Origin of the sequence: Jeotgalibacillus malaysiensis, assembly GCF_044789845.1 — a bacterium.
Taxonomy (GTDB): domain Bacteria; phylum Bacillota; class Bacilli; order Bacillales; family Jeotgalibacillaceae; genus Jeotgalibacillus; species Jeotgalibacillus malaysiensis_A.
Genome location: NZ_CP085252.1, coordinates 1,967,511 through 1,990,200, shown reverse-complemented (window position 1 = coordinate 1,990,200; position 22,690 = coordinate 1,967,511). Strand labels below are relative to the sequence as shown.

At 41.3% G+C, this 22,690-nt stretch carries 25 protein-coding genes and 1 pseudogene; 18 read left to right on the top strand and 8 right to left on the bottom strand.

All coding sequences use genetic code 11. The features are described from left to right. Positions 1 to 110 precede the first annotated feature (110 nt). The 5 genes from LG330_RS10735 to LG330_RS10715 all read left to right on the top strand — a co-directional run bounded on the left by LG330_RS10735 (position 111) and on the right by LG330_RS10715 (position 4,047). A complete protein-coding gene (locus LG330_RS10735; protein ID WP_404403678.1) occupies positions 111 to 548 on the top strand; it encodes a BrxA/BrxB family bacilliredoxin in 438 nt (145 codons plus the stop codon). Between the two features lie 194 nt (positions 549 to 742). Then, positions 743 to 1,534 (top strand): transporter substrate-binding domain-containing protein, encoded by a 792-nt coding sequence (locus LG330_RS10730; RefSeq protein WP_404403676.1) that lies wholly within the window; start codon positions 743 to 745, stop codon positions 1,532 to 1,534. A gap of 83 nt (positions 1,535 to 1,617) precedes the next feature. Continuing rightward, positions 1,618 to 2,271 (top strand): amino acid ABC transporter permease, encoded by a 654-nt coding sequence (locus LG330_RS10725; protein WP_404403674.1) that lies wholly within the window; start codon positions 1,618 to 1,620, stop codon positions 2,269 to 2,271. Next, positions 2,264 to 2,986 carry an amino acid ABC transporter ATP-binding protein gene (locus LG330_RS10720; RefSeq protein ID WP_404403672.1) on the top strand — a complete coding sequence of 241 codons (723 nt, stop codon included), beginning with the start codon at positions 2,264 to 2,266 and terminating at the stop codon, positions 2,984 to 2,986. The genes LG330_RS10725 and LG330_RS10720 overlap by 8 nt, the downstream gene beginning before the upstream one ends. Before the next feature lie 86 nt (positions 2,987 to 3,072). Further along, positions 3,073 to 4,047, top strand: coding sequence for an aromatic acid exporter family protein (locus tag LG330_RS10715; RefSeq protein ID WP_404403670.1), 975 nt, complete (start codon positions 3,073 to 3,075; stop codon positions 4,045 to 4,047). Positions 4,048 to 4,098: 51 nt separating this feature from the next. On the opposite strand, the gene prli42 is transcribed toward LG330_RS10715, so the two are convergent. Continuing rightward, positions 4,099 to 4,197, bottom strand: a complete 99-nt coding sequence (gene prli42 / locus LG330_RS10710) for a stressosome-associated protein Prli42 (protein WP_152614722.1) — start codon at positions 4,195 to 4,197, stop codon at positions 4,099 to 4,101. A 126-nt stretch (positions 4,198 to 4,323) separates the two neighbouring features. Here prli42 and mce point away from each other — a divergent pair, with 126 nt between their 5' ends. The 7 genes from mce to LG330_RS10675 all read left to right on the top strand — a co-directional run bounded on the left by mce (position 4,324) and on the right by LG330_RS10675 (position 11,289). Continuing rightward, positions 4,324 to 4,746 (top strand): methylmalonyl-CoA epimerase, encoded by a 423-nt coding sequence (gene mce, locus LG330_RS10705; RefSeq protein WP_404403668.1) that lies wholly within the window; start codon positions 4,324 to 4,326, stop codon positions 4,744 to 4,746. Next, positions 4,739 to 6,289, top strand: coding sequence for an acyl-CoA carboxylase subunit beta (locus tag LG330_RS10700; protein ID WP_404403666.1), 1,551 nt, complete (start codon positions 4,739 to 4,741; stop codon positions 6,287 to 6,289). The genes mce and LG330_RS10700 overlap by 8 nt, the downstream gene beginning before the upstream one ends. Positions 6,290 to 6,346: 57 nt before the next feature. Beyond that, positions 6,347 to 7,465: a M20/M25/M40 family metallo-hydrolase gene (locus tag LG330_RS10695; RefSeq protein WP_404403664.1), complete on the top strand. Its 1,119-nt coding sequence runs from the start codon at positions 6,347 to 6,349 to the stop codon at positions 7,463 to 7,465. Positions 7,466 to 7,591: 126 nt separating this feature from the next. Next, positions 7,592 to 8,071 carry a chemotaxis protein CheW gene (locus LG330_RS10690; protein WP_404403662.1) on the top strand — a complete coding sequence of 160 codons (480 nt, stop codon included), beginning with the start codon at positions 7,592 to 7,594 and terminating at the stop codon, positions 8,069 to 8,071. A gap of 95 nt (positions 8,072 to 8,166) precedes the next feature. Further along, positions 8,167 to 9,393 carry a DNA polymerase IV gene (locus LG330_RS10685; protein WP_404403660.1) on the top strand — a complete coding sequence of 409 codons (1,227 nt, stop codon included), beginning with the start codon at positions 8,167 to 8,169 and terminating at the stop codon, positions 9,391 to 9,393. A gap of 84 nt (positions 9,394 to 9,477) precedes the next feature. Beyond that, a complete protein-coding gene (gndA, locus tag LG330_RS10680; RefSeq protein ID WP_404403658.1) occupies positions 9,478 to 10,887 on the top strand; it encodes an NADP-dependent phosphogluconate dehydrogenase in 1,410 nt (469 codons plus the stop codon). A 54-nt stretch (positions 10,888 to 10,941) separates the two neighbouring features. Then, positions 10,942 to 11,289, top strand: a complete 348-nt coding sequence (locus LG330_RS10675) for a DoxX family membrane protein (RefSeq protein WP_404403656.1) — start codon at positions 10,942 to 10,944, stop codon at positions 11,287 to 11,289. 31 nt (positions 11,290 to 11,320) lie between these two features. Here LG330_RS10675 and zwf read toward each other — a convergent pair whose 3' ends face one another. Further along, positions 11,321 to 12,814 carry a glucose-6-phosphate dehydrogenase gene (gene zwf, locus LG330_RS10670; RefSeq protein WP_404403654.1) on the bottom strand — a complete coding sequence of 498 codons (1,494 nt, stop codon included), beginning with the start codon at positions 12,812 to 12,814 and terminating at the stop codon, positions 11,321 to 11,323. A gap of 184 nt (positions 12,815 to 12,998) precedes the next feature. Here zwf and rnz point away from each other — a divergent pair, with 184 nt between their 5' ends. Then, complete coding sequence (gene rnz, locus LG330_RS10665) at positions 12,999 to 13,910, top strand: ribonuclease Z (RefSeq protein WP_404403652.1); 912 nt, start codon at positions 12,999 to 13,001, stop codon at positions 13,908 to 13,910. Positions 13,911 to 13,941: 31 nt separating this feature from the next. Here rnz and LG330_RS10660 read toward each other — a convergent pair. The 3 genes and pseudogenes from LG330_RS10660 to proC form a co-directional block, all read right to left on the bottom strand. Continuing rightward, positions 13,942 to 14,409, bottom strand: a pseudogene (locus LG330_RS10660) (NADPH dehydrogenase); the annotation flags it as partial. A gap of 63 nt (positions 14,410 to 14,472) precedes the next feature. Further along, a complete protein-coding gene (locus LG330_RS10655) occupies positions 14,473 to 15,612 on the bottom strand; it encodes a glycosyltransferase (RefSeq protein ID WP_404403650.1) in 1,140 nt (379 codons plus the stop codon). 55 nt (positions 15,613 to 15,667) lie between these two features. Beyond that, on the bottom strand, positions 15,668 to 16,480 hold the full coding sequence (gene proC, locus LG330_RS10650; RefSeq protein WP_404403648.1) for a pyrroline-5-carboxylate reductase: 813 nt from the start codon (positions 16,478 to 16,480) through the stop codon (positions 15,668 to 15,670). A gap of 381 nt (positions 16,481 to 16,861) precedes the next feature. Between proC and LG330_RS10645 the strand changes: the two genes are divergently transcribed. Then, entirely contained in the window at positions 16,862 to 17,830 is a 969-nt protein-coding gene (locus LG330_RS10645) for an MBL fold metallo-hydrolase (RefSeq protein WP_404403646.1), read from the top strand. Next, positions 17,827 to 18,612: an SDR family NAD(P)-dependent oxidoreductase gene (locus LG330_RS10640; RefSeq protein ID WP_404403644.1), complete on the top strand. Its 786-nt coding sequence runs from the start codon at positions 17,827 to 17,829 to the stop codon at positions 18,610 to 18,612. Before LG330_RS10645 ends, LG330_RS10640 begins: the two co-directional genes overlap by 4 nt. 54 nt (positions 18,613 to 18,666) lie before the next feature. Here LG330_RS10640 and LG330_RS10635 read toward each other — a convergent pair whose 3' ends face one another. Beyond that, positions 18,667 to 18,882 carry a CDGSH iron-sulfur domain-containing protein gene (locus tag LG330_RS10635; protein ID WP_404403642.1) on the bottom strand — a complete coding sequence of 72 codons (216 nt, stop codon included), beginning with the start codon at positions 18,880 to 18,882 and terminating at the stop codon, positions 18,667 to 18,669. Positions 18,883 to 18,998: 116 nt separating this feature from the next. On the opposite strand from LG330_RS10635, the gene LG330_RS10630 reads away from it, so the two are divergent. Further along, the gene (locus LG330_RS10630) at positions 18,999 to 19,325 is read left to right on the top strand and encodes an iron-sulfur cluster biosynthesis family protein (protein WP_404403640.1); all 327 of its coding nucleotides are present in this window, start codon (positions 18,999 to 19,001) and stop codon (positions 19,323 to 19,325) included. Between the two features lie 31 nt (positions 19,326 to 19,356). Here the strand turns inward: LG330_RS10630 and LG330_RS10625 are convergent, their stop codons facing one another. Both LG330_RS10625 and LG330_RS10620 read right to left on the bottom strand, forming a co-directional pair. Next, the gene (locus LG330_RS10625) at positions 19,357 to 20,271 is read right to left on the bottom strand and encodes an alpha/beta hydrolase (RefSeq protein ID WP_404403638.1); all 915 of its coding nucleotides are present in this window, start codon (positions 20,269 to 20,271) and stop codon (positions 19,357 to 19,359) included. A 16-nt stretch (positions 20,272 to 20,287) separates the two neighbouring features. Further along, positions 20,288 to 21,199 carry a hydroxymethylglutaryl-CoA lyase gene (locus tag LG330_RS10620; protein WP_404403636.1) on the bottom strand — a complete coding sequence of 304 codons (912 nt, stop codon included), beginning with the start codon at positions 21,197 to 21,199 and terminating at the stop codon, positions 20,288 to 20,290. Between the two features lie 122 nt (positions 21,200 to 21,321). Between LG330_RS10620 and LG330_RS10615 the strand changes: the two genes are divergently transcribed. Together LG330_RS10615 and LG330_RS10610 are read left to right on the top strand one after the other, a co-directional pair. Further along, entirely contained in the window at positions 21,322 to 22,029 is a 708-nt protein-coding gene (locus tag LG330_RS10615) for a CoA transferase subunit A (protein ID WP_404403634.1), read from the top strand. Beyond that, entirely contained in the window at positions 22,022 to 22,684 is a 663-nt protein-coding gene (locus tag LG330_RS10610; protein WP_404403632.1) for a 3-oxoacid CoA-transferase subunit B, read from the top strand. Before LG330_RS10615 ends, LG330_RS10610 begins: the two co-directional genes overlap by 8 nt. The last annotated feature ends 6 nt before the right edge of the window (positions 22,685 to 22,690 follow it).

Here is a 22,690-nt window from a genome sequence, read left to right as displayed (position 1 = left end):
AACCTGATTTATTACATTTTTTCATTTTATCTTTGAATTGCAGATAGTTGATAAAGATGTCCCGGTCATCTATGATGAATTTGTAATCACTTTTAAAGGAGAGTCGGAATATGAGCATGGATTTTAATATTTTTATGAATGACGTTGTCCGTCAGGCGAGAGAAGAAATTGAAACTGCAGGATATGAGCAGCTGACTACACCTGAGGCAGTGGAAGAAACACTTGAAAAAGAAGGTACGACTCTTGTGATGGTAAATTCGGTTTGCGGCTGTGCAGGCGGTATTGCACGTCCGGCAGCAGCTCATGCGATCCATTATGATAAGCGTCCTGACCGCCTTGTAACGGTTTTTGCAGGCCAGGACAAAGATGCAACAGCAAAAGCCAGAAGTTATTTCGAAGGGTATCCACCTTCATCGCCATCGTTTGCACTTCTTAAAGATGGTAAAATTATCTCAATGGTGGAAAGGCACGAAATTGAAGGGCATGATCCAATGTCTGTTATTGCAAATCTGCAAAGTCTTTTCGAAGTACATTGTAAAGAAGTTTAATCGTGATAAAGTGAGCCCTGAGACAACTGTCTCAGGGCTCTTTTAATGGACAAGAATATTATTCGAAAAATCAGAATTATTTTATATTTATTCATTTTATAAAAAACTATTGCAAGATATAAAAATGTTGATAGAATAAAAACATAATAATTATACAAAAAGATGTATTAAAATTCATTTACGGGGGAATTGCAATGAAGAAAACATTATTCACATCAGTACTGACAGGAGTGCTTATTTTATCAGCATGCGGATCTGAAGAGGAGCAGTTAGGACAATCAGCGTCATCAGAAGATACACCTCAACTGATAATGGGAACCTCAGCAGATTACAAACCATTTGAATATGTGGATACTGCAAATGGCGATGAAATTATCGGATATGACGTAGACCTTGCAAATATGATTGCTGAGGAACTTGGGTTTGATTTTACAATTCAGGATATGGAGTTCAGCGGTCTGATTACTGCACTGCAAAATGAGCAGGTGGATTTTGTACTTGCTGCAATGACACCGACAGAGGAAAGAAAAGAGAACGTAGAATTTACGGATATATACTATGTAGCACAGGATATGATTATTTCACTTGATGGCAGCAATATCTCAACGCCTGAAGATCTTGACGGAAAAACAATAGGTGTACAACTCGGATCGATCCAGCAGGAATATGTGGACGGTTTAGCTGAGGAAATGGATATTACAGTTGAAACAAGAAACCGTATTCCAGAATTAATGCAGGATGTAATTAATGAGCGCTTCGATGCAATTATTGTAGAAAATACTGTCGCTGAAGGATATCTGAATAACAGCGAAGAGCTTACAGGTGAAACAATTGAAGTAGAAGAACAGGTTGCAGGCTCTGCAATCGCACTGCCACTCGGAAGCGAATGGACAGATCAATTCAATGAAGTACTGACTGAACTGGAAGAGTCAGGTGAACTGGAGAAACTTGCTGAAAAATGGTTCGGCGGGGAAGCATCTGAATAAGCTGATCAGAAAGAGTGCTGCTCAAAAAAAGCACTCTTTTGTTTTTCACTATATTTATCATATGATACTCAGGAGGAATAGAAATGAATTTCGAACAAATCATTCCTTCAATGCCATATATCCTTCAGGGGATCTGGGTTACACTTCAGATTGTGCTGATCGCAGGGTTACTTGGTTTTGCAATAGGAATAATACTTTCATTATTTAAGATTGGAAGAGTTCCATTTTTAAGATGGTTTGCAGATGGCTACACTTCAATATTCAGAGGAACTCCTCTCGTCTTACAGCTGATGATTATTTATTATGCATCTCCACAGCTGTTTGGCGTTCAGATCGAAGCATATACTGCTGCTATTTTGTCATTTGGTCTAAACTCAGCTGCGTACATTTCTGAAATTATCCGTGCAGGGATTCAGGCAGTGGATAAAGGCCAGCGTGAAGCTGCGATGGCACTCGGTGTCCCCTATAATAAGATGATGAAAGATGTTATTTTACCGCAGGCGATGAAAAATATACTCCCTGCTTTAATGAATGAATTCATCACGCTGACAAAAGAATCAGCAATTGTGACAGTTATTGGTGTTACTGATATTATGAGAAGAGCTTATATCGTTGGAAGTGACAAGTTTTCGTTCCTCGAGCCGCTGTTATTTGCCGGGCTCATTTATTACTTAATGGTACTTGTTCTGACGTTTGCCGGTAAATGGGTTGAAGGGAGAATGAGAAGAAGTGATTAAAGTTGAAGGATTATTTAAATCATTTGGTGACTTAGAAGTGTTGAAAAATATAGATGCGGAAATAAAAGAAGGGGAAGTTGTAGTCGTCATCGGTCCCTCAGGATCTGGTAAGTCTACATTTTTGAGATGTCTGAACCTCCTTGAAGAACCGACTGCAGGTAAAATAGTAATCGGTCAGGATGAAGTGACGAGTAAAAAATTTAATCCGCAAAAGCTGAGATCAGAAGTCGGTATGGTGTTTCAGCATTTTCATCTGTTTCCGCACATGACCGTTCTTGAAAATGTCACATACGCACCTTTAAAAGTTAAAGGTGTTAATAAGGCTGATGCAGAAAAACTCGGTCAGGAACTACTTGCAAAAGTGGGTCTGTCTGATAAGGCGAAAGAGTATCCAAACAGACTTTCAGGCGGTCAAAAACAGCGGGTTGCCATTGCAAGGGCAGTTGCTATGGAGCCAAAAGTAATGCTGTTTGATGAACCGACTTCAGCACTTGACCCGGAAATGGTGAAAGAAGTGCTTGATGTTATGAAATCACTTGCTGTTACAGGCATGACAATGATGATTGTGACACATGAAATGGGATTTGCACGTGAAGTAGCAGACCGTGTCATCTTTATGGATGAGGGGATGCTTGTGGAGCAGGCTAATCCGAAGGAATTTTTCAATGCACCCGCGACAGAAAGAGCCCAAAACTTTCTTCAAAAAGTGTTATAATACCCTATATCATTTTACCCAAAGTATCCATTTACTTTGGGTTTATTATGTATCAACATTCATTTTAATAGAGAAAGGAAAAATCAATGTTCCGTATAGGGTACCGCACGATAAAAACTGCTACAGGAACCGCAGCAGCAATTTGGATAGCCAGTATACTCGGTCTCGAAAACTTTGCATCAGCAGGCATTATCACAATTTTATGTATTCAAAACACGAAAAGAAAATCAGTCAAAGCTTCATGGAGTAGAGTTTTGGCATGTCTTGTGGCCATGGTGTTTTCTTACTTATTCTTTGAAGGAATTGCTTTTCACCCTGTCATGATAGGACTTTTAATTTTATTCTTTATTCCGACTGCAGTTGCCCTGAAGATAAAAGAAGGAATTGTGACAAGCAGTGTTATTATTCTTCACCTTTATACGAGTAACAACATTACAATGTCATTAATAGGGAACGAATTAATGCTGCTGACAATTGGTGTGATTACCGCACTGATCATGAATTTGTACATGCCGAGTGTAGAAAGTAAAATGGCACAGATGCAAAATCAGCTTGAAGAACAGTTCAAAGAAATTTTTGAGCAGATGTCATCTTATCTCAGAGACATCCATACCGAATGGAATGAAAATTTACTAAAGGAAACAGAAAGCTTAATTAAAGAAGGAAAAACGATTGCCTTTCAGGATGTAGAAAATCATTTCCTGCGAAATGAAAATACATATTATTTATATTTTACAATGCGGGAAAAACAATTTGTTCTGATTAAAAGAATGCTTTCGCTGCTTCGAAGCCTTAATTCAGAAGTTGAACAAAGAGAAATGATTGCTGAGTTTGTAGAGGATTTAAGTACACATATTCACCCTGGAAACACAGCTGTTTTATATCTGAAAAAGCTGTACGATATGAAACTCGTAATTGAAAATATGCCGATGCCTAAAGAAAGAGAGGAGTTCGAAACAAGAGCTGCCTTATTTCAGTTCATCCGCGAAATGGAAGAATACCTTCAGATCAAGCAGTCATTCAGAGGGATTCCTTCATCAAGAAGGCAGCCAGTAACTTAAAAAGCAGTCCCTCAGCTAGTGAGGGACTGCTTTTAATTCAATTATTCATATCTAGAAAACAACCATTGATAATCCGATAGCAAGCGTTGATGCAAGCATTGCAAAAATCATCAGGTAAACGATAAAAGTTCTGAATTTGCGATTGCGCAAAATGATTCGCTCCTTTTACAGCATATTGGTTTAATTGTACACCGAACCCTAATCTGACGCAAGTAGTGGTCAACTTCAGCTGATATCGTTACAATAGAAAAGTAGCCGTTTGAAAGGAGCATTCATATGAAAAAAACAGATCACATAGGTGTTGCAGTAAAATCAATTAATGAGACACTTCCATTTTACACTGAAATGTTAGCGCTTACTTTATTAAAGCAGGAAACAGTTGATTCACAAGGAGTTAAAGTAGCTTTTTTAGATGCAGGTAATATTAAAATTGAACTGCTTGAGCCGTTAAACGCTGAATCTCCAATTGCTAAATTTATTGAGAAAAAAGGGGAAGGAATCCATCATGTCGCGTTTGGTGTAGAAAACATAGATAAAAGAATGGATGAATTTAAAACAAAAGGCCTGGTATTTACTTCAGAAACATCAAAATCCGGTGCAGGCGGGGCTCAGGTCGCTTTCTTACATCCTAAGCAGGCACACGGAGTATTATATGAGCTTTGTGACCATTCTTATGACGGAGGCGATCATCGTGAGTGATATGTTTGAAAAAATTAATGAGTTATATGATAGAAGAAGAGAAATAGAGCTTGGGGGCGGGGATGAGCGAATTGAAAAACAGCATGAAAAAGGAAAGCTGACTGCCCGTGAAAGAATTGATTTATTGGTTGATGAAGGGTCATTTGTGGAATTAAATCCTTTTATTGAACACAGATGCGGCGATTTTGGAATGGAATCTCAAAAAGGACCGGGAGACGGAGTTGTAACGGGCTATGGAAAAGTGAATGGCCGTCCAATTTACCTGTTTTCACAGGATTTCACTGTTTTTGGAGGCGCACTTGGTGAAATGCACGCAGCAAAAATTGCAAATGTTATGGACCTTGCTGCAAAAAACAGGGCACCGTTTATCGGATTGAATGATTCTGGCGGTGCGCGTATTCAGGAAGGCGTTGTATCGTTAGACGGTTATGGACAGATCTTTTACCGTAATTCCATCTATTCAGGTGTCATGCCACAGATTTCAGTGATCATGGGACCGTGTGCAGGTGGGGCTGTTTACTCACCGGCAATCACTGATTTTGTCTTTATGGTCGACAAAACGAGTCAGATGTTTATCACAGGTCCAAAAGTAATTGAAACGGTAACAGGTGAAAAAATATCATCAGAAGATTTAGGTGGATCAAAAATACATAATGCAATCAGCGGGAATGCTCACTTCCGGGCTGAAACTGAACAGGAAACGCTTGAACAGGTCAGACAGCTGCTCAGTTATTTACCCCAGTCCAATGAAGAGCAGCCACCGGTGGAAGATATCCCTGACGAATCTGATGACAGACCGGACCTGGCAGATGCAATTCCTTTTGATCCGCTTCGTCCTTATGATGTACGTGTAGTACTTGACCATGTTGTGGACAAAGATTCATTTATGGAGGTTCAAAAAGAGTTCGCACGTAATATTGTAGTTGGTTTTGCAAGAATCAAAGGTGAAACGGTCGGCCTGGTTTGCAATCAGCCAAAGGTGATGGCAGGCGGACTTGATATCGATTCAAGTGATAAAGCTTCAAGGTTTATCCGATTTTGTGATTCATTCAATATCCCGATTATTACATTTGAAGATGTTACAGGGTTTTTCCCTGGTATTAAACAGGAGCATGGTGGAATCATCAGACACGGCGCAAAAATTTTATATGCATATTCTGAAGCAACTGTGCCGAAAATGACTGTGATTTTACGTAAAGCCTACGGCGGAGCATATGTTGCGCTTAATAGTAAATCAATCGGAGCAGATCTTGTGTTTGCATGGCCAAATGCTGAGATTGCAGTAATGGGTCCTCAGGGAGCAGCAAATATTATCTTTGCAAAAGAAATTGCAAATAGTGATGATCCTGAAGCCATGCGTGCACAAAAGATTGAAGAATACCGTGAAAAGTTCGCCAATCCCTTTGTAGCGGCATCAAGAGGAATGGTTGATGATGTAATTGACCCGAGAGAAACGAGAATCAAGCTGATCCAGGGACTTGAGATGATGAAAAATAAGCATGAGGATCGTCCGAAAAAGAAGCACGGTAACATCCCGCTGTAATTAAGCGCCATTCTTCGATATACTAAACACTTAGCATTTAATAGTGGAGGTTTTAGGATGAATAAAGATCGAGTTGTCAATCAGTTTCTTGAACTGGTAAAAGTGGATTCAGAAACGAAATATGAAGCAGAGATCTCTGAAGTACTTAAAAATATCTTTAAAGAACTCGGCTGTGATATTCAGGAAGATGACAGTATGAAAGAAACAGGACATGGTGCGAATAATTTAATTATCACATTAAAAGGTGAAGATCAGACGGCGGATACGATTTATTTTACTTCGCACATGGATACTGTGACGCCAGGTAAAGGAATTAACCCTGTCATTAAAGAGGATGGTTACATTTACTCTGACGGTACTACAATCCTTGGAGCAGATGATAAAGCAGGAATTGCAGCGATGATTGAAATGATTCATCAGCTGAAAGAGCAGAACATTCAGCACGGTGATATCCAGTTTATCATTACAGCAGGAGAGGAATCGGGTCTTGTAGGGGCTAAAGCACTTGAACCGTCTTATGTAAAAGCTAAGTACGGCTATGCAGTAGACAGCGATGGTCAGGTAGGAAATATTATTGTTGCAGCACCAACACAGGCGAAAATTAAAGCAGTCATACACGGTAAAACAGCTCACGCAGGTGTAGCACCTGAAAAAGGTGTATCTGCAATTACGATCGCATCAAAAGCGATTGCCAATATGGAGCTTGGGCGTCTGGATGAAGAAACGACTGCAAATATCGGTCGTTTTGAAGGTGGGAGTGCTACAAATATTGTCTGTGACCGGGTTGATGTCCTGGCTGAAGCAAGATCACTGGTACCGGAAAAAATGGAAAAACAGGCAGCTGCAATGAAAAAAGCTTTTGAAGATGCTGCAAATGAAATGGGTGGCAGAGCGGAAGTTGATATCCAGATCATGTATCCAGGATTTAAGTTTAATGAAAATGATCATGTTGTACAGCTTGCTAAACGCGCTGCACAGGCTGTCGGCAGAACATCAGAATTACTGACGAGCGGCGGGGGCAGTGATGCCAATGTAATCGCCGGGATGGGTGTGCCGACAGTAAATCTCGCTGTAGGATACGAAGAAATCCACACGACAAATGAACGTATGCCGGTGGATGAACTGGTAAAGTTGAGCGAACTGCTGACTCAGATTGTCATTGAAAGTAAAAAATAGTAAAGCGGGTTTATCCCGCTTTTTAATTATAAGCGATAATAATTTTATTATGTAAACTAAAATTAACTGGAACTTCTATTCAATATATGGTACATTAGTATCACTTGGTAAAGGGGGTAAAAGGTTATGCCTGAAGGATTCAAAGCCGTGGTTTTTTCCTGTGGAAATGAAGAGTACGCCATTTCAATACATAAAATCGTGTCGATTGAGAAAGAAGAGAAGGTAACCGCTGTTCCGCATTTACCTGAATTTATGCCTGGCATTACAGAAGTCAGAGGAGAACTTGTTCCGGTACTAGACTTTGAGCAGATCTTATATCATCAGCCTTTAACTACAGCAGACGCTAAAATGCTTGTAGTAAAAACAGAACAGCTTTCCATTGCAATCAGGGTAAAGGAAGCAAAAGAAATTATCGACATTCCTTCTGAACAATTGAAAGAAATCGGTCTTGCAGCTTACAAACATACTGAATATTTTACAGGTGTTGCTCAGCTTGAAAACCGTTTAATCACAATGATTGATCCTGAAATACTGACAGAAAACCTCGAGGGTATGAAAGAGATCAGAGAGTATATGATCCAGTTAGAAACTTCAGAGCCGGTATAACCATTTAAAGTCTGCATGTTCCTTATACAGGAACATTTTTTTTTTGCACATCTTTCATGTAAAATCTGAAGAGAGGTAATGAAAGGACTGAGTTGATGAGTAAGGGCAAAATCATTCTTCATATTGATATGAACAGCTTTTATGCTTCAGTGGAAGTTGCTCATCAGCCCGAACTGAAGGGAAAACCGATTGCAATTGCCGGAAACCCCGATGAACGGAGAGGGATCGTTGTTACATGCAGCTATGAAGCCCGCAGTAAGGGTGTAAAAACGACCATGCAGGTACATGAAGCAATGAAATTATGTCCTGAATTAATCGTACTAAGGCCGGATTTTACAAAATATCGTCAGGCTTCAAAAGCAATGTTTGATATTCTGAGAAGCTACACAGAACTTGTTGAGCCTGTTTCGATTGATGAAGGATATATGGATATAACTGAACATGAGCGTAACCCTGTTGAACTGATAAAAGAAATTCAGGACCGTATCCTGAGAGAGCTGGACCTTCCATGCAGTATAGGGGTATCACCGAACAAATTTCTTTCTAAAATGGCTTCAGATATGAAAAAGCCGATGGGAATTACAGTGCTTCGTAAAAGAGAAATTCAAGAGAAGCTATGGCCACTCCCGATCAGGGATATGCACGGCGTTGGAGAGAAAACAGCTGAAAAGCTTGCATCCTTGTCTATCAGTACAATTGGGGATCTGGCAAAAGCAGAAGATATCCATTTAAAATCACTTTTAGGCATTAACGGCTTAAAGCTGAAAAACAGAGCGGGCGGTGAAGATCAGAGAAAAGTAGATCCGGAAAGCGTATATGATTTTAAAAGCGTAGGAAACTCAACAACCTTACCGAGAGACTTAACGAATCAGACTGAATTGCTGAAAATAATAGATCAGCTTTCTGTAAAAGTCAGTGAGCGGTTGAGATCAAAACAGATGCTCGGCTATGGCCTCCAGGTGATGATCCGTTTTAAAAACAGAAATACGATTACACGCAGCCTGACACTCAGTCATCCTTTATATGAACAGGCACATATAGCAGAACATGCTAAATCACTATTTCTAAAACATTGGAATGGTACAGCGGTGAGGCTTCTTGGTGTTACTGTCCAGGATCTTGCCGATAAGAGTCATGCCTATAAACAGATTAACTTGTTTTCCTACGAGGATGATGTGAAATACGAACCTGTGGAAAAGGTGATGAGAGAGCTTGAAGAAAAGCATGGGAAAGGCATCCTGACCCGTGGACTGAAAAGCTCAAAAAATCATCAGAATAGTGAAACCAGTTTCAGCAAAGATTTTCTGGATGACCACGATTAAAAGGTCATGATTAGATTTTTTCGCGTTTAATGATACAATAGTTTAGGATCAAAGGGAGAACGAATTAAAGAAAGGAAGTTGATTATGTCAAAACACCAGTTTGGCGTTGTTGGTTTGGCGGTAATGGGTAAAAACCTTGCATGGAATATTGAAAGTAGAGGGTTTTCAGTTGCTGTATATAACCGATCTTCTGAAAAAGTTGATGATATGTTAAAAGAATCTGAAGGGAAGCAGATCCACGGTACATACAGTCTTGAAGAGTTCGTGGATTCTCTTGAATCACCGAGAAAAATTATGTTAATGGTTAAAGCGGGTGCGGCAACTGATGCAACGATTTCAGGGTTGCTTCCACTGCTTGATAAAGGAGATATCCTGATCGACGGTGGTAACACGTTCTACCGTGACACGATCCGCCGCAATAAAGAGCTGAGTGAGTACGGTGTTCACTTTATCGGTACAGGCGTCTCAGGCGGTGAAGAAGGTGCACTCACAGGGCCTTCAATCATGCCAGGCGGACAAAAAGAAGCATATGACCTTGTGGCGCCGATTTTCAATGAAATCTCTGCGAAAGTAAACGGAGAAGCATGCAGCACTTATATTGGTCCTGATGGAGCGGGACATTATGTGAAAATGGTGCATAACGGGATTGAATATGCGGATATGCAGCTGATTGCAGAGTCTTATTTCCTGATGAAGCAGGTGCTGGGACTTGATGCAGAAGCGCTGCATGAAGTGTTTTCTGACTGGAATAAAGGAGAACTTGACAGCTACCTGATCGAAATCACTGCTGATATTTTCAAAAAGTATGATGAAGAAACAGGTAAACCGATGGTCGATGTCATCCTTGATAAAGCAGGACAAAAAGGAACAGGTAAATGGACAAGCCAGAGCGCACTGGACCTTGGTACACCGCTTCCGATTATTACAGAGTCTGTATTTGCAAGGTTTATCTCAGCGCTTAAAGATGAGCGTGTTAAAGCAAGTGGAATTTTAAATGGTCCGGAACCAAAGCTTCCTGAAGAAGATAAAAAAGAGTGGGTGGAAGCAATCAGACGTGCACTGTATATGTCTAAGATAGCATCATACGCTCAAGGCTTTGCACAGATGAGAGCTGCTTCCGAAGAATATAACTGGGATCTTAAATTCGGGGAAATCGCAATGATTTTCCGCGGAGGATGTATTATCCGTGCGCAGTTCCTTCAGAAAATTAAAGAAGCATATGACAGAGATCCTAAGCTGACTAACCTGATGCTCGATGATTACTTCAAAGAGATCGTTGAGAATTATCAGAGTGCACTTCGCGATGTCATTGCCCTGGCAGTTAAAAATGGTATCCCGGTACCAGGATTCTCTACAGCGTTATCTTACTATGACAGCTACCGTACAGCGGTGCTGCCTGCTAACCTGATTCAGGCTCAGCGTGATTACTTCGGTGCTCATACGTATGAACGTGTTGATAAAGAAGGTACATTCCATACTGAATGGATGGAATAACATATACCCGCCTCTCATGCTTGAGAGGCGGGTATTATAGAATGGAGAGCTGAAATGAGAAGAGTATATGGTGCAATTGTTTTATATGCAGGGATCATGCATTTCTTTAAAGAAAGGAATTTCAGAAAGATTATTCCTCCCGTTCTTCCGTTTAAAAAAGCCATCGTTTATCTTACAGGTTTCATTGAAATCATGCTTGGAGCTATGCTTGTCTTTAACAGGGGAACAAGGTTTGCCGGAAAAGGACTGGCTTTATTTCTAATCGCAGTCTGGCCGGCGAATATTTATATGGCTCAGAAAAACTTTCCGATCGCAGGGAAAAGAATGCCTGCTGCACTATGGGGAAGGGTATTGTTTCAAATTCCATTGATTAAATGGGCACTAAATATAGCAAAAAAGTAAGGCGGGTTTTCCCGCCTTACTTTTTTTATTGTTATTCTTCTACATCAAGTTCTCCAATTGGCCACCATACAAAACCGTCTTTTTCAAGAAGCCAGTCGCTTCTTTCAGGCCCCATTGAACCTGCAAAGTAATTCGGGAACGTTTTATCCTTTGTTTTTTCCCAGTGATCAGAGATTTTATCTACAAAGCTCCAGGAATGCCTCACTTCATCCCAGTGTGTAAAGTTAGTCGCATCACCAAGGATACAGTCCAGAAGAAGCTTTTCGTATGCTTCAGGAGTGTTAATACCGTCAATACTGCTTGCTGAGTAGCTTAGCTTAACGCTGTCTGTATCAATCCCCTGCGCAGTTTTCTTCGCATTCAGATGTAGTGTAATGCCTTCATCAGGCTGAATATGAATGACAAGAAGGTTTGGCTCAAGGGAATGTTCTTTATTGTAATAAAGATTCATCGGAATATCCTTAAATTGAACAACTATTTTTGTAGACTTTACAGCCATACTTTTTCCTGTACGGATATAAAACGGTACACCTGCCCAGCGGAAGTTGTCGATCATGACTTTTCCGGCGACATATGTTTCAGTATTTGATGCAGAATCCACATTTGCGTTCTCGCGGTAGCCTTTTTGCTCACCCTTATGGTCAGGTCCATACTGGCCTCTGACGAAATAGTCGTCTACCTCTTCACCTTCTACCGGACGGAGTGCACGCAAAACGCGGACCTTTTCACTTCTGATCTCATCTGTACTCAAACTGATTGGCGGCTCCATAGCGAGCAGCGCAACCATTTGGAGCATATGGTTTTGAACCATGTCTCTCAATGCGCCACTTTTTTCATAGTACCTGCCGCGTTCTTCAACACTGAGAACTTCAGATGAGGTAATCTGGATATTAGAGATAAACCGGCTGTTCCAGAGCGGTTCAAATAAAGCATTGGCAAATCGGATTACTTCAATATTTTGAACCATTTCTTTACCAAGGTAATGATCAATTCGATAGATTGATTCTTCAGGGAATGATTGTCTGATTTGATCGTTTAGTGCATTCGCTGATGGCAGATTATGTCCGAATGGTTTTTCGATAACCAACCTGCAGAACCCGCCATTATCGGTCAGACCGTCTGATTTCAGGTGGTCTGTGATAGTGCCAAAAAATTCAGGTGCCATAGCCAGGTAAAAGATTCTGTTTCCTTTTAGATCAAACTTTTCATCTAATTCATTCGCTTTATTCTTCAGTTTTATGTATGATGAGGAGTCTTCCACATCATGTGATTCGTAAACACAGTGTTCAATAAATGACTCTATATGGTCATGATTACTCGAAGCCTGCATTAACGAATCGCGAATGTGCTGTATAAATTGTTCATTAGACCATTCCCGTCGCCCGATACCCAGCACTGCAAATTGTTTTTCTAAACTCCCTTTCAGGTAAAGCTGATATAATGAAGGGTACAATTTGCGTTTAGCAAGGTCTCCGGTTGCGCCAAAAATCATGATTAATGTTGGTGGTGTAGATGTCTGTTTCACTTTCAGGACCTCACTTTACTATTCAATTCGGCCATTAGCCGGAAATACAATATCTAAATTGTATAGCGGGTTTGTGAGAGATGCAACCTTTACGCAGTACTTGAACATACAGGCAGTCCAATTTTTACGACTTAAGCAGAAAAGCTTATACTTTTTTAATTGTTTTATATAAGGGAGGAAAAGTATGCACATCCATTTTCTAGGTACCGGAGCCGGGGTGCCCGGTAAAGAACGGAATGTTTCAGCATTTGCTTTAAAACAGATCAATAAGCACGGTGATATCTGGCTGTTTGACTGTGGTGAAGCCACCCAGCATCAAATTCTTCATACAACGATTAAACCGAGAAGAGTAAAAAAAATCTTTGTGACCCATTTACACGGTGATCATATTTTTGGTCTCCCGGGGTTTCTTGGAAGCCGTTCTTTCCAGGGTGGAACAGAGCCGCTTACGGTTTATGGGCCGGAAGGAATTAAAGAATATATCACTACTTCATTGAAACTAAGCAGGACGTATTTAAAATATGATCTGGAGATCTTAGAGATTAAAGACGGTGAAATTTTTGATGAAGAGGATTTTATCATATCAGTTAAAAAACTTGAGCATGTCATTCCCTCATATGGCTACAGAATTCAGGAGAAAGACAGACCGGGCAGACTGAATTCAGAGAAACTTCAGCAGATAGGAATTCGTCCGGGTCCTGTTTATAAAAAGCTGAAAAACGGTGAGACAATTGAATGGGAAGGACAAGTAATCAATGGAAATGACTTTATTGAAGCACCTGTAAAAGGAAGAGTTATTGCAGTGGCAGGGGATACAAGAAAATGTATTGCTGCAGTTGAACTAGCAAAAGAGGCAGATATATTCATACATGAAGCGACGTTCGGTTCCGAAAATGAAGAAATGGCTTATGACTATTTCCATTCAACAGCAGTCCAGGCCGCAGAAGTTGCAGTGGCTGCCGGTGTAAAAAAGCTCTGGCTGACGCATATTAGCGCCAGATATACAGAAGGAAAGGAAAAGGAGCTCCTGAGACAAGCCAGAGAAATCATGCCCAATAGTTTTATTGCCTATGATCTGCTCGAAGAAGAAATTTAAAAACAGCACACTGATGAATTGGAATCATCAGTGCATCCTTCGCTCTTCTGGCACCATTTTTAAAAGCCTGGATTGTTTCAAGAATCTGCTCTTTAGTCATTTCTTCAGGCTGTTTCATTCTGTCATTAAAGGCAATCGCTGAAGGCGCAATAATTGATCCGTCAGTCATTGATTTTCTGCCTGCATGTGCAAGCTGAATAGCAGTTTTTGCACCATTTTCTTTCACCAGGTCTGAAAGTTCCTTCAATCCCGAGATATGTTCATCACTCCATATACCAAGATCCTCATTCGAGATTCTGCCCTGAGGTGAAACGGACGTTGCTTCAAGCATGATCAGTCCGGTTTGTCCGGCAGCTCTTGAAGCATAATGTACTTTGTGAAAGTTCGTCACGATCCCATCCTGGTTAAAGCAGGAATACAAGCACATTGGCGCCATGACGATTCTGTTTTTTAATGTAACGTTTTTAACATGATAAGGTGAGAATAAAGCTGTACTCATAACAAAACCTCCTGTTTTTACATTCCATCACAGTATAACAGCACAAGAAAAAGAGCTGAATTTTCAGCTCTTTTTTTTCAATTCTTTTAATGGATAAATGGTTCCGCGCCATTTCACGCCCCCACGGACCATCGTCAGCAGAGCGGCCCTTAAAACCGCAATAATAAACAGAATAGCTGATACCGGAAATAGGAGTGCATGAAAGCTCGAATACGATGTGAGCCTTCTTGTGATCGGAATGTAGACAGCCATAATTGCCCCTATACAGACCCATGCCATTGCTGCTGTATTTGGATCCGGGCTGAATATCGCAAGAAAGGGAAGTACCTGCGAGATAAATACGCCTGACATGGCGGCAAAAGTGAACAGGTAACTGTAATGAAGTCCCGCGAAGGCGTTTTTCTCAAGGCCTTTCAAAGCCTCTATTATATTTGGGTACCATTCAACCTTCAGCATGGATTTTGCAGTCGCCATTCTCTGACGCAAGCCGTACTTTTTTACATGCATCCCTAACTGCAGGTCATCATCCGGGCGGAGTCTGATGGCTTCATGACTGCCGATTTGTTGATAGGCGGTTTTGGTAATCATATTAAAGGCGCCAATTCCCATACCGCTTTTAGACCGGTCGCGGTTGGCTGACCAAGGTCTTTTATAATAAGAAAAGCCGAATAAGAAAAAAGAAACAAATCCTTTTAATAAAAAGCTTTTTGACTGAAGGTCAGGTGAGACAGTCAGGTGATCAATTTTCATTCGTTTCATATACCCAGCAGCTTTTGCCAAAAGATCGGGCTCATAGATGACGTCAGCATCAGTGAATAAATAGACGTTTCCGGAAGCTGCTCTGGCGCCTCTGTAGAGTGCATAATTTTTTCCGAGCCATCCCGGGGGCAGTTTGCTGATATGAATCACACGAACTCTATGATCTTTTTCCGCAAGCCTTTCCATCTGCTCACCGGTCTGATCGGTTGACCGGTCATTAACCAGTATCCATTCGACTTGCCGGTAAGTCTGGTTAAGCTGTGAGCTGATACTTTTTTCAATATGATTTTCTTCGTTTCTTGCAGGCACGATTACACTGATTTTACCGACCTGCCTGACGGGCGCTTCCTTTTCAAGAGCATGAAGTAAAGCGAGACCTCTATACGTATCAATTGCAGTGATCATCCAGAAGAGAGCCGTAAAGGTTAGCAGTATAAATAGCATCATCTACAGCTCCTTTTTGACCATCGTACATAACCGCACGCAACAACTGCAACTTTTAAATGTTATGTGCCTGCTCAAATTGTCTGCGGAGTCTCTCTGAGTGGTCAGTTGCTTCTTTAATGCATTCTGCAAATGCATCCTTCACGTGATGATACTCAAGCTGTGCGATCCCCGCTTCTGTGGTGCCGCCTTCACTCGTAATGGCTTTTCTTAATTCCTCCGGTGTCCGGTCGGAAGTTTCGAGCATATGGGCAGCTCCTTTTAACGTCTGGATAATAAATGGCATTGCATCCTCACCAAGTTCTGCTGCCGCTTTTTCCATCGCTTCTACAATATAGTAAATATAAGCAGGGCCACTGCCTGAAAGTCCTGTAACCAGATCCAGATGTGATTCTTCAACATGAGTCACTGAACCGATAGCAGAAAAAATTGAAGTAGCCAGACTGCGCTGTAAATCAAATATATGATCATTAAATGCCAGTCCGGTTGCAGACTGACCAATCATTGCTGATGTATTAGGCATTGCACGTGCAATCGGCGCCTGACCAATGATACGCTCAATAAAGCCAATAGACAGACCTGCAAGCACAGATATCAGCAGCTGACCATTCATATACGGCTGAATTGTCTGCAGTGCGTCACTTGCATCTTTCGGTTTGACAGCTAAAATAATGACATCCGCATCTTTCAGTAGATTGCGCGTGTCATAGCTGCTATTAATTTCATATGTTTCCGTTAATAGTAGGAGTCTCTCTTTGTCGTTTTTATTCGTTACCCAAAGATCATCCTGACGAAATGCTTTAGCATTTTTAATTCCTTTAATCATTGCTTCTGCCATGGATCCTGCACCGATAAACACTATTTTCATTAAGCATTCCTCCCTTTTGAAAAATAAAAGAACCCTTCTTCCTGTAAAAGGACGAAAGGGTTCTTCCGTGGTACCACCTTAATTTGCAGACTGCTCCGCACACTCATTAAGCCATTAACGCCGGCTTAGCGGACAGTTTCATGTCACTCCGGGGGCAGGTTCGGCGGCAGGGCTTACTGCAGAATCTTTCAGCCTTTGAATTCTGCTCTCTATTGTTCCCTGGTCCGCTTACTATTCCCTGTCATCGATTTTATATATTATTGAGATTATGCTGAGTTTATAAATGATTGTCAAGAGATTTTTTATTACGCTTAACAAAACAGAAGAAAAAGGCTACACTAGTAAAAAAGTGAATAGTTATTCATTTCAGGAGGTAAAATAATGAAAGATCCGGTTATCCATCAGCTCACAATCCCTACACCATTCGCAGTAGGTGATGTGCATACTTATTTATTGATCGGTGATTCAGTTACACTCGTCGATACCGGTCCCGATACGGTAGAGGGGAAAGAGGTACTAACTGCCAAACTGAAGGAGGCTGGATTTGAACCGAAAGATATTGATCAGGTTGTCCTCACACATCATCATCCGGACCATGCAGGCCTGACAGAATTTTTCAGCGATGCCAGGCTATTTGCGCACTGTGACAGTGAACGTTTCCTTACCAGAAATCATTCTTTTATGAATTTACATGATTTTTTTTATACAGAGTTTTTTAAGCAGGCCGGACTTCCCGAGCACTATCTGATTCTCGTTGAAAAGATGAAAGAGCCATTACATGCCATGGGAAGAAGACCAATTGATGTCTATTTATCAGAAAATGCTAAAGTTCCGGGTCTGGAAGGATGGCAGGTGATGGAGACACACGGTCATTCGCAGGGACATATTTCACTGGTCCATGAAGGAGGGGCAGTCATCGGGGGAGACCTGCTGATTCAGCATATCTCTTCAAACCCGCTGATCGAACCACCATTTGGGATCAATCAGCCGCGTCCACTGCCACAAATTCAATATAATCAATCTCTTAATAAGTTAGCTTTGATTGAACCATCCATCGTTTATCCGGGTCATGGCAAGCTGGTGTACAATGCTTCATCCTTAGTTAAAGACCGCCTGATCAAACAGCATGAAAGGGCAATGTATGTAAAATCATTGCTTCAGCAGGAGGAAACGACAGCGTTTGAAGTTTGCAAACAGCTATTTCCTAAAATTTATAAAAAACAGCTGGGTCTTACCCTTTCAGAAACGGTGGGGCAGCTTGATTATCTTATATTTAACAGTGAGATCAGTGCAGCTGATATGAACGGGGAGGCAATCATTTACCAGGCGGAAAGTGAGGTGAAGTTATGAAGGATTTATCAGGAAAAAAGATTTGGATCACAGGCTCATCCGGGGGCCTTGGCAGAGCAATTTCTGAAGAAGCTGCAAGGCGTGGAGCTGACCTGATTCTGACAGCAAGAGATGAACGGAAACTGATTCAGACAAGTGAAAGATGCCGACAGTTCGGTGCAGCTTCTGTTCTGATCCGTCCATATGATTTAAATGAAATCACACAGATTCCTGCTTTTGCTAAAGAAGTGCTTGATGAAACAGGCAGCGTGGATATTCTTGTTAACAATGCAGGATTTGGTCTCTTTGAAAAACTGGAGGATACACCTGATGAGAAGATTATTTCAATGATAAATGTGAATGTGATTGCTCTGATGCTGCTCAGCAAGGCAGTATTACCTTATATGAATAACGGGGGTCATATTGTTAACATCGCTTCTCAGGCAGGAAAGCTTGCAACACCGAAGTCTTCAATATATTCTGCAGCTAAGCATGCAGTACTCGGATTTTCAAACAGTCTCAGGATGGAAATCTTAGCAGACAATATATTTGTCACCGCCGTGAACCCGGGTCCGATCGAGACAGATTTTTTTGAAACGGCTGACACAACCGGACGCTATGCAACAAGTGTAAAAAGATTTATGCTTTCACCTCAGGTTGTTGCTAAAAAAACTGTGGATATATTTTTCTCTGAAAAAAGAGAGATTAATCTTCCCGGCTGGATGAATGCTGCGTCAAAAGCTTACTCACTGGCCCCGGGTATGGTCGAACGACTCGGTAAAAAAGGATTTAACCAGAAATAATACTTCCCGGCGCACTTTTAAATTTGCGCCGGGAAGTATTTATCATTTCATCTGTTATTCATCCAGCACTTTTTCAGCGCGAACGCATGATTCAAATACCCCTTTATGAGATGCATCACAAAATGGCATTCTTTTAGAATGACCGCACCTGCATAGAGAAAACACCGGTTTGACAGGGAACTGATTACCATCCATATCGACCAGTTCAACATCACCGGTTACTTTCAGTGAACCGTTATCCATTACTTTAATCTGCACTTTTTTATCCATTTAAACCCCTCCAATTATGTACTCTTTCTTTGATGCTACTTGAAAAGTCTATGTAAAGCAAGATAGCGGAAGGGCAGGAGCTGAAGTGATATAATGAACGCACAGGAGGCGATTAGATGAAAATTGAAATCACAAAAGCAGCTTCAGAAAAAATTGCTGAAAAAATTCCATCTGTAGCTGGTTATCTAAAGCTGAAGTATGATACAGAAGGAACAGGATGTGTACTGAATGGGGTACCGATTCTTTGGTATGTTGAACAAAAGGAAGAGGAAGATCAGCTGATTGAAACAAATGACCGGCCGATACTTGTTGAAGCTTCTAAAACGGTGTTTTATGATAAGACCCTGAAAATTGATTACTCTGAGTCGGCTCGTACTTTCCAGTTGAAGAGCCCGGCACAGACAATCAATGGCAGAATGAGTTTTAAAAATATGATTAAATAACAAAACAGCGCCTGCCACAGGCGCTGTTTTGTTATTCAGCATAAAAAAATTCTTTTAGAAAAAGGTCAACTTCCTTACTGTATGCTTCAGGATTTTTGACATAAGACTGAGCGTGATCACCTTCTTCAGGTAAAAACAATCTTTTAGGACCTTTCTTCATTTTAAAAAGGGTTTCAGTCATATGGTAAGGAATAAAGCCGTCATGCCTGCTGTGAATAAATAAAACCGGCTTTTCGATTTGTCCCACTGCCTTTTTGGGTGAAACTCCTCTGATCTGATAGCGGTCCCTTAGAAAAATAAATGAGCCTGCAAGTGACAAAGCCATTTTCGAAAGCAGCGCAGGACGAGGTGATTTAGACATGAGAAAAGACAGCTGTTCAGTCAGGTCAGAGAATGGGCAGTCTGCAATGTAGAAGGCTGCCCGGTCTTCAACACTTCCTGCATATAACAGCATTGTAACAGCTCCCATAGATTCACCATGAATACCAAAAATCGCACTTTCTCCTTGTTCTTTGATCAGACAGTCCACGACAGCCTTCAAATCATTCTTTTCAAAATGTCCGTAGCTGGTACTTTTGCCGCCGGAGTCCCCGTGCCGTCTGTGATCGTATATGACAGCATTAAATCCTTTTTTCATGAACAGGCTCACATATTTAAGTGAATTAATTTTTGTTTCAGTAACACCATGGCAAAAAATCATATAAGGAGCACCCGGTTTCTGTTCAAGAAACACTGTATGAATGTGATACCCTGCAGGCGACGGAATGCGAACTTCTTTTTTAATCATCTGCAGATATAGATCAGGATCATAAAATCCGGCTTCACGTTCTCTTGTCTCGATTTCTTTAGGGTCTTTCAGCTTCATAAACATAATTCTGTTTGATAAATATACGCCGAATGCACCGATGCCCGCAGCTGTAATGGCTGCAATGCTCCTTTTTCTCAAGTGGGATCCCTGCTTTCTAAGAGTGCTGTTCCTTTTTATAAGATTGATAATACCAGCTTGTGAGCTCACGGGAAAGATGAGGCTCTACTACACTGATCGCATGATTGAGCAGGTTGAGGTCAACACCGGTTTCAATCCCCATCCGGTGAAGCATGTAAACGACATCCTCAGTAGCGGCATTCCCGCTGGCGCCAGGAGCGAAAGGGCAGCCGCCCAGGCCGCCTGCAGAACTATCAAACCTTGTCACACCCGCCTGAAGAGAAGCATAAATATTTGCCAGTGCCATTTTGCGGGTATCGTGAAAATGGGCAGCGATTAACACGCCGGGCAGTTCTCTTTTTAATAAGCTGAATAAAGAAAATGATTCCTGTGGTGTTGCTTTACCGATTGTATCCGCAACACTCAACTCATTCACCCCAGCGTCAGCCAGCACTTTACATAATGCGATTGTATCAGCAGGAGCGATTTCACCTTCATAAGGGCAGTGAAATGCAGTGGAAATACATGCCCTGACAAAGACACCTTTGTTTTTTAATTCCCGAATGTGCGGGATGAGACCATTTAAAGCCTCATCCGTTGTTTTATTAATATTCTTCTGGTTGAAAGAAGAACTTACACCTATAAATACCGCAACAGCTCTGGCTCCTGAAGCTAAAGCTGTATCAATGCCCCGTTTGTTAGGTGTCAGTACAATCGTTCCCGGATGGTTGCCAGATAATCGTATGACTTCAGCTGCATCTCCCATTTGAGGTACCCATTTAGGAGAAACAAATGAAGTAATCTCCATTTCCTTGAATCCTGCTTGCCATAATGCTTCTATAAATGCGGCCTTCACTTTAGTCGGAACAAAATTTGATTCGTTTTGTAATCCGTCACGTGGACCAACTTCTATAATTTCGACAGAACGCGGCAATTCCAAATTCTCCATCTCCTTTATCAGTCATAATTCAACTTTAGCAGAAAAAAACATTGTAAAAAAGAAGGAATTGAAGCGCTTACATAGAAGAGGTAGATGATCACTATTTTTTTGTGATGAAAGGGGTATGGAAAATGAAAAAAATTTATCAGTCGGCCTCAGAAGCAGTCGCTGTTTTAAAAGACGGAGATACGTTAATGGCAGGAGGATTTGGATTATGCGGGATCCCGGAGAAACTGATCCTTGCGATTAGAGACAGTGGTGTCAAAAACCTTACTGTGATTTCGAATAATTGCGGGATTGATGACTGGGGGCTTGGTCTGCTGCTGCATAACCATCAAATCAATAAAATGATTGGCTCTTATGTAGGTGAAAATAAAGAGTTTGAGAGACAGGTGCTTTCCGGGGAGCTCGAAGTTGAGCTGGTACCCCAGGGAACACTGGCTGAAAGAATCAGAGCCGGCGGGGCGGGAATTCCGGCATTTTTTACACCAGCGGGCGTAGGAACTCAAATTGCAGAAGGAAAAGAAATCCGGACTTTCGAAGGTAAAGAGTATGTCATGGAGCGGGCATTAAAAGCTGATGTCAGTATTGTCAGAGCCTGGAGAGGAGATCAGATGGGGAATCTGATTTACCGGAAAACTGCAAGAAACTTTAACCCTATGATTGCTGCAGCCGGTAAAGTCACCATCGCAGAAGTAGAAGAGGTTACTGAAACAGGGTCACTCGATCCTGATCACATACATACGCCGAGTATTTATATTCAGGGGTTATTACAGGCTGATCAGGAAAAGAGAATTGAGAGGAAAACAGTATGTGCCGGAGGTCAATCAAATGGATAAACAACAAGTAAGGGAAACCATTGCCAAAAGAGCTGAAAAAGAAATTAATAATGGTGACTACGTCAATTTAGGAATCGGCATGCCTACATTAGTAGCCAATCACATCACAGAAGGTAAAGAAGTGATTTTACAATCAGAGAACGGGTTACTTGGAATTGGGAAATATCCGAAAGAGAGTGAATTGGATCCCGATCTGATCAATGCTGGTAAAGAAACCGTAACTGCGATAAAAGGAGCTGCATTTTTTGACAGTGCAGAGTCTTTTGGAATGATCAGGGGAGGGCATGTCGATGTTGCAATCCTCGGTGGGATGGAAGTGTCAGAAAAGGGTGATTTGGCAAATTGGATGATCCCCGGTAAAATGATTAAAGGTATGGGAGGCGCGATGGACCTTGTACATGGTGCAAGGAAAATCATTATCATTATGGAACATGTCAGCAGAGGCGGCAGCCCTAAAATATTGAAAGAGTGTTCCTTGCCTCTTACAGGAAAAGGGGTTGTGGACCGTGTTATTACAGAGCGTGCCGTTATTGATGTGACTTCATCCGGTCTTGAACTGACTGAAGTTGCAAAAGGCTTCACTGTTGATGATATCATTCATTCAACAGGACCCAAGCTGCTTATTAGTGACCATATTAAGATGGATGCCTTCTGAACAGGG

Coding starts and splice junctions, on each gene's coding strand:
- LG330_RS10735 (WP_404403678.1), top strand. CDS start 111: ATGAGCATGGATTTTAATATTTTTATGAATGACGTTGTCCGTCAGGCG.
- LG330_RS10730 (WP_404403676.1), top strand. CDS start 743: ATGAAGAAAACATTATTCACATCAGTACTGACAGGAGTGCTTATTTTA.
- LG330_RS10725 (WP_404403674.1), top strand. CDS start 1,618: ATGAATTTCGAACAAATCATTCCTTCAATGCCATATATCCTTCAGGGG.
- LG330_RS10715 (WP_404403670.1), top strand. CDS start 3,073: ATGTTCCGTATAGGGTACCGCACGATAAAAACTGCTACAGGAACCGCA.
- mce (WP_404403668.1), top strand. CDS start 4,324: ATGAAAAAAACAGATCACATAGGTGTTGCAGTAAAATCAATTAATGAG.
- LG330_RS10695 (WP_404403664.1), top strand. CDS start 6,347: ATGAATAAAGATCGAGTTGTCAATCAGTTTCTTGAACTGGTAAAAGTG.
- LG330_RS10690 (WP_404403662.1), top strand. CDS start 7,592: ATGCCTGAAGGATTCAAAGCCGTGGTTTTTTCCTGTGGAAATGAAGAG.
- LG330_RS10685 (WP_404403660.1), top strand. CDS start 8,167: ATGAGTAAGGGCAAAATCATTCTTCATATTGATATGAACAGCTTTTAT.
- gndA (WP_404403658.1), top strand. CDS start 9,478: ATGTCAAAACACCAGTTTGGCGTTGTTGGTTTGGCGGTAATGGGTAAA.
- LG330_RS10675 (WP_404403656.1), top strand. CDS start 10,942: ATGAGAAGAGTATATGGTGCAATTGTTTTATATGCAGGGATCATGCAT.
- rnz (WP_404403652.1), top strand. CDS start 12,999: ATGCACATCCATTTTCTAGGTACCGGAGCCGGGGTGCCCGGTAAAGAA.
- LG330_RS10655 (WP_404403650.1), bottom strand. CDS start 15,612: ATGCTATTTATACTGCTAACCTTTACGGCTCTCTTCTGGATGATCACT.
- proC (WP_404403648.1), bottom strand. CDS start 16,480: ATGAAAATAGTGTTTATCGGTGCAGGATCCATGGCAGAAGCAATGATT.
- LG330_RS10645 (WP_404403646.1), top strand. CDS start 16,862: ATGAAAGATCCGGTTATCCATCAGCTCACAATCCCTACACCATTCGCA.
- LG330_RS10640 (WP_404403644.1), top strand. CDS start 17,827: ATGAAGGATTTATCAGGAAAAAAGATTTGGATCACAGGCTCATCCGGG.
- LG330_RS10635 (WP_404403642.1), bottom strand. CDS start 18,882: ATGGATAAAAAAGTGCAGATTAAAGTAATGGATAACGGTTCACTGAAA.
- LG330_RS10630 (WP_404403640.1), top strand. CDS start 18,999: ATGAAAATTGAAATCACAAAAGCAGCTTCAGAAAAAATTGCTGAAAAA.
- LG330_RS10620 (WP_404403636.1), bottom strand. CDS start 21,199: ATGGAGAATTTGGAATTGCCGCGTTCTGTCGAAATTATAGAAGTTGGT.
- LG330_RS10615 (WP_404403634.1), top strand. CDS start 21,322: ATGAAAAAAATTTATCAGTCGGCCTCAGAAGCAGTCGCTGTTTTAAAA.
- LG330_RS10610 (WP_404403632.1), top strand. CDS start 22,022: ATGGATAAACAACAAGTAAGGGAAACCATTGCCAAAAGAGCTGAAAAA.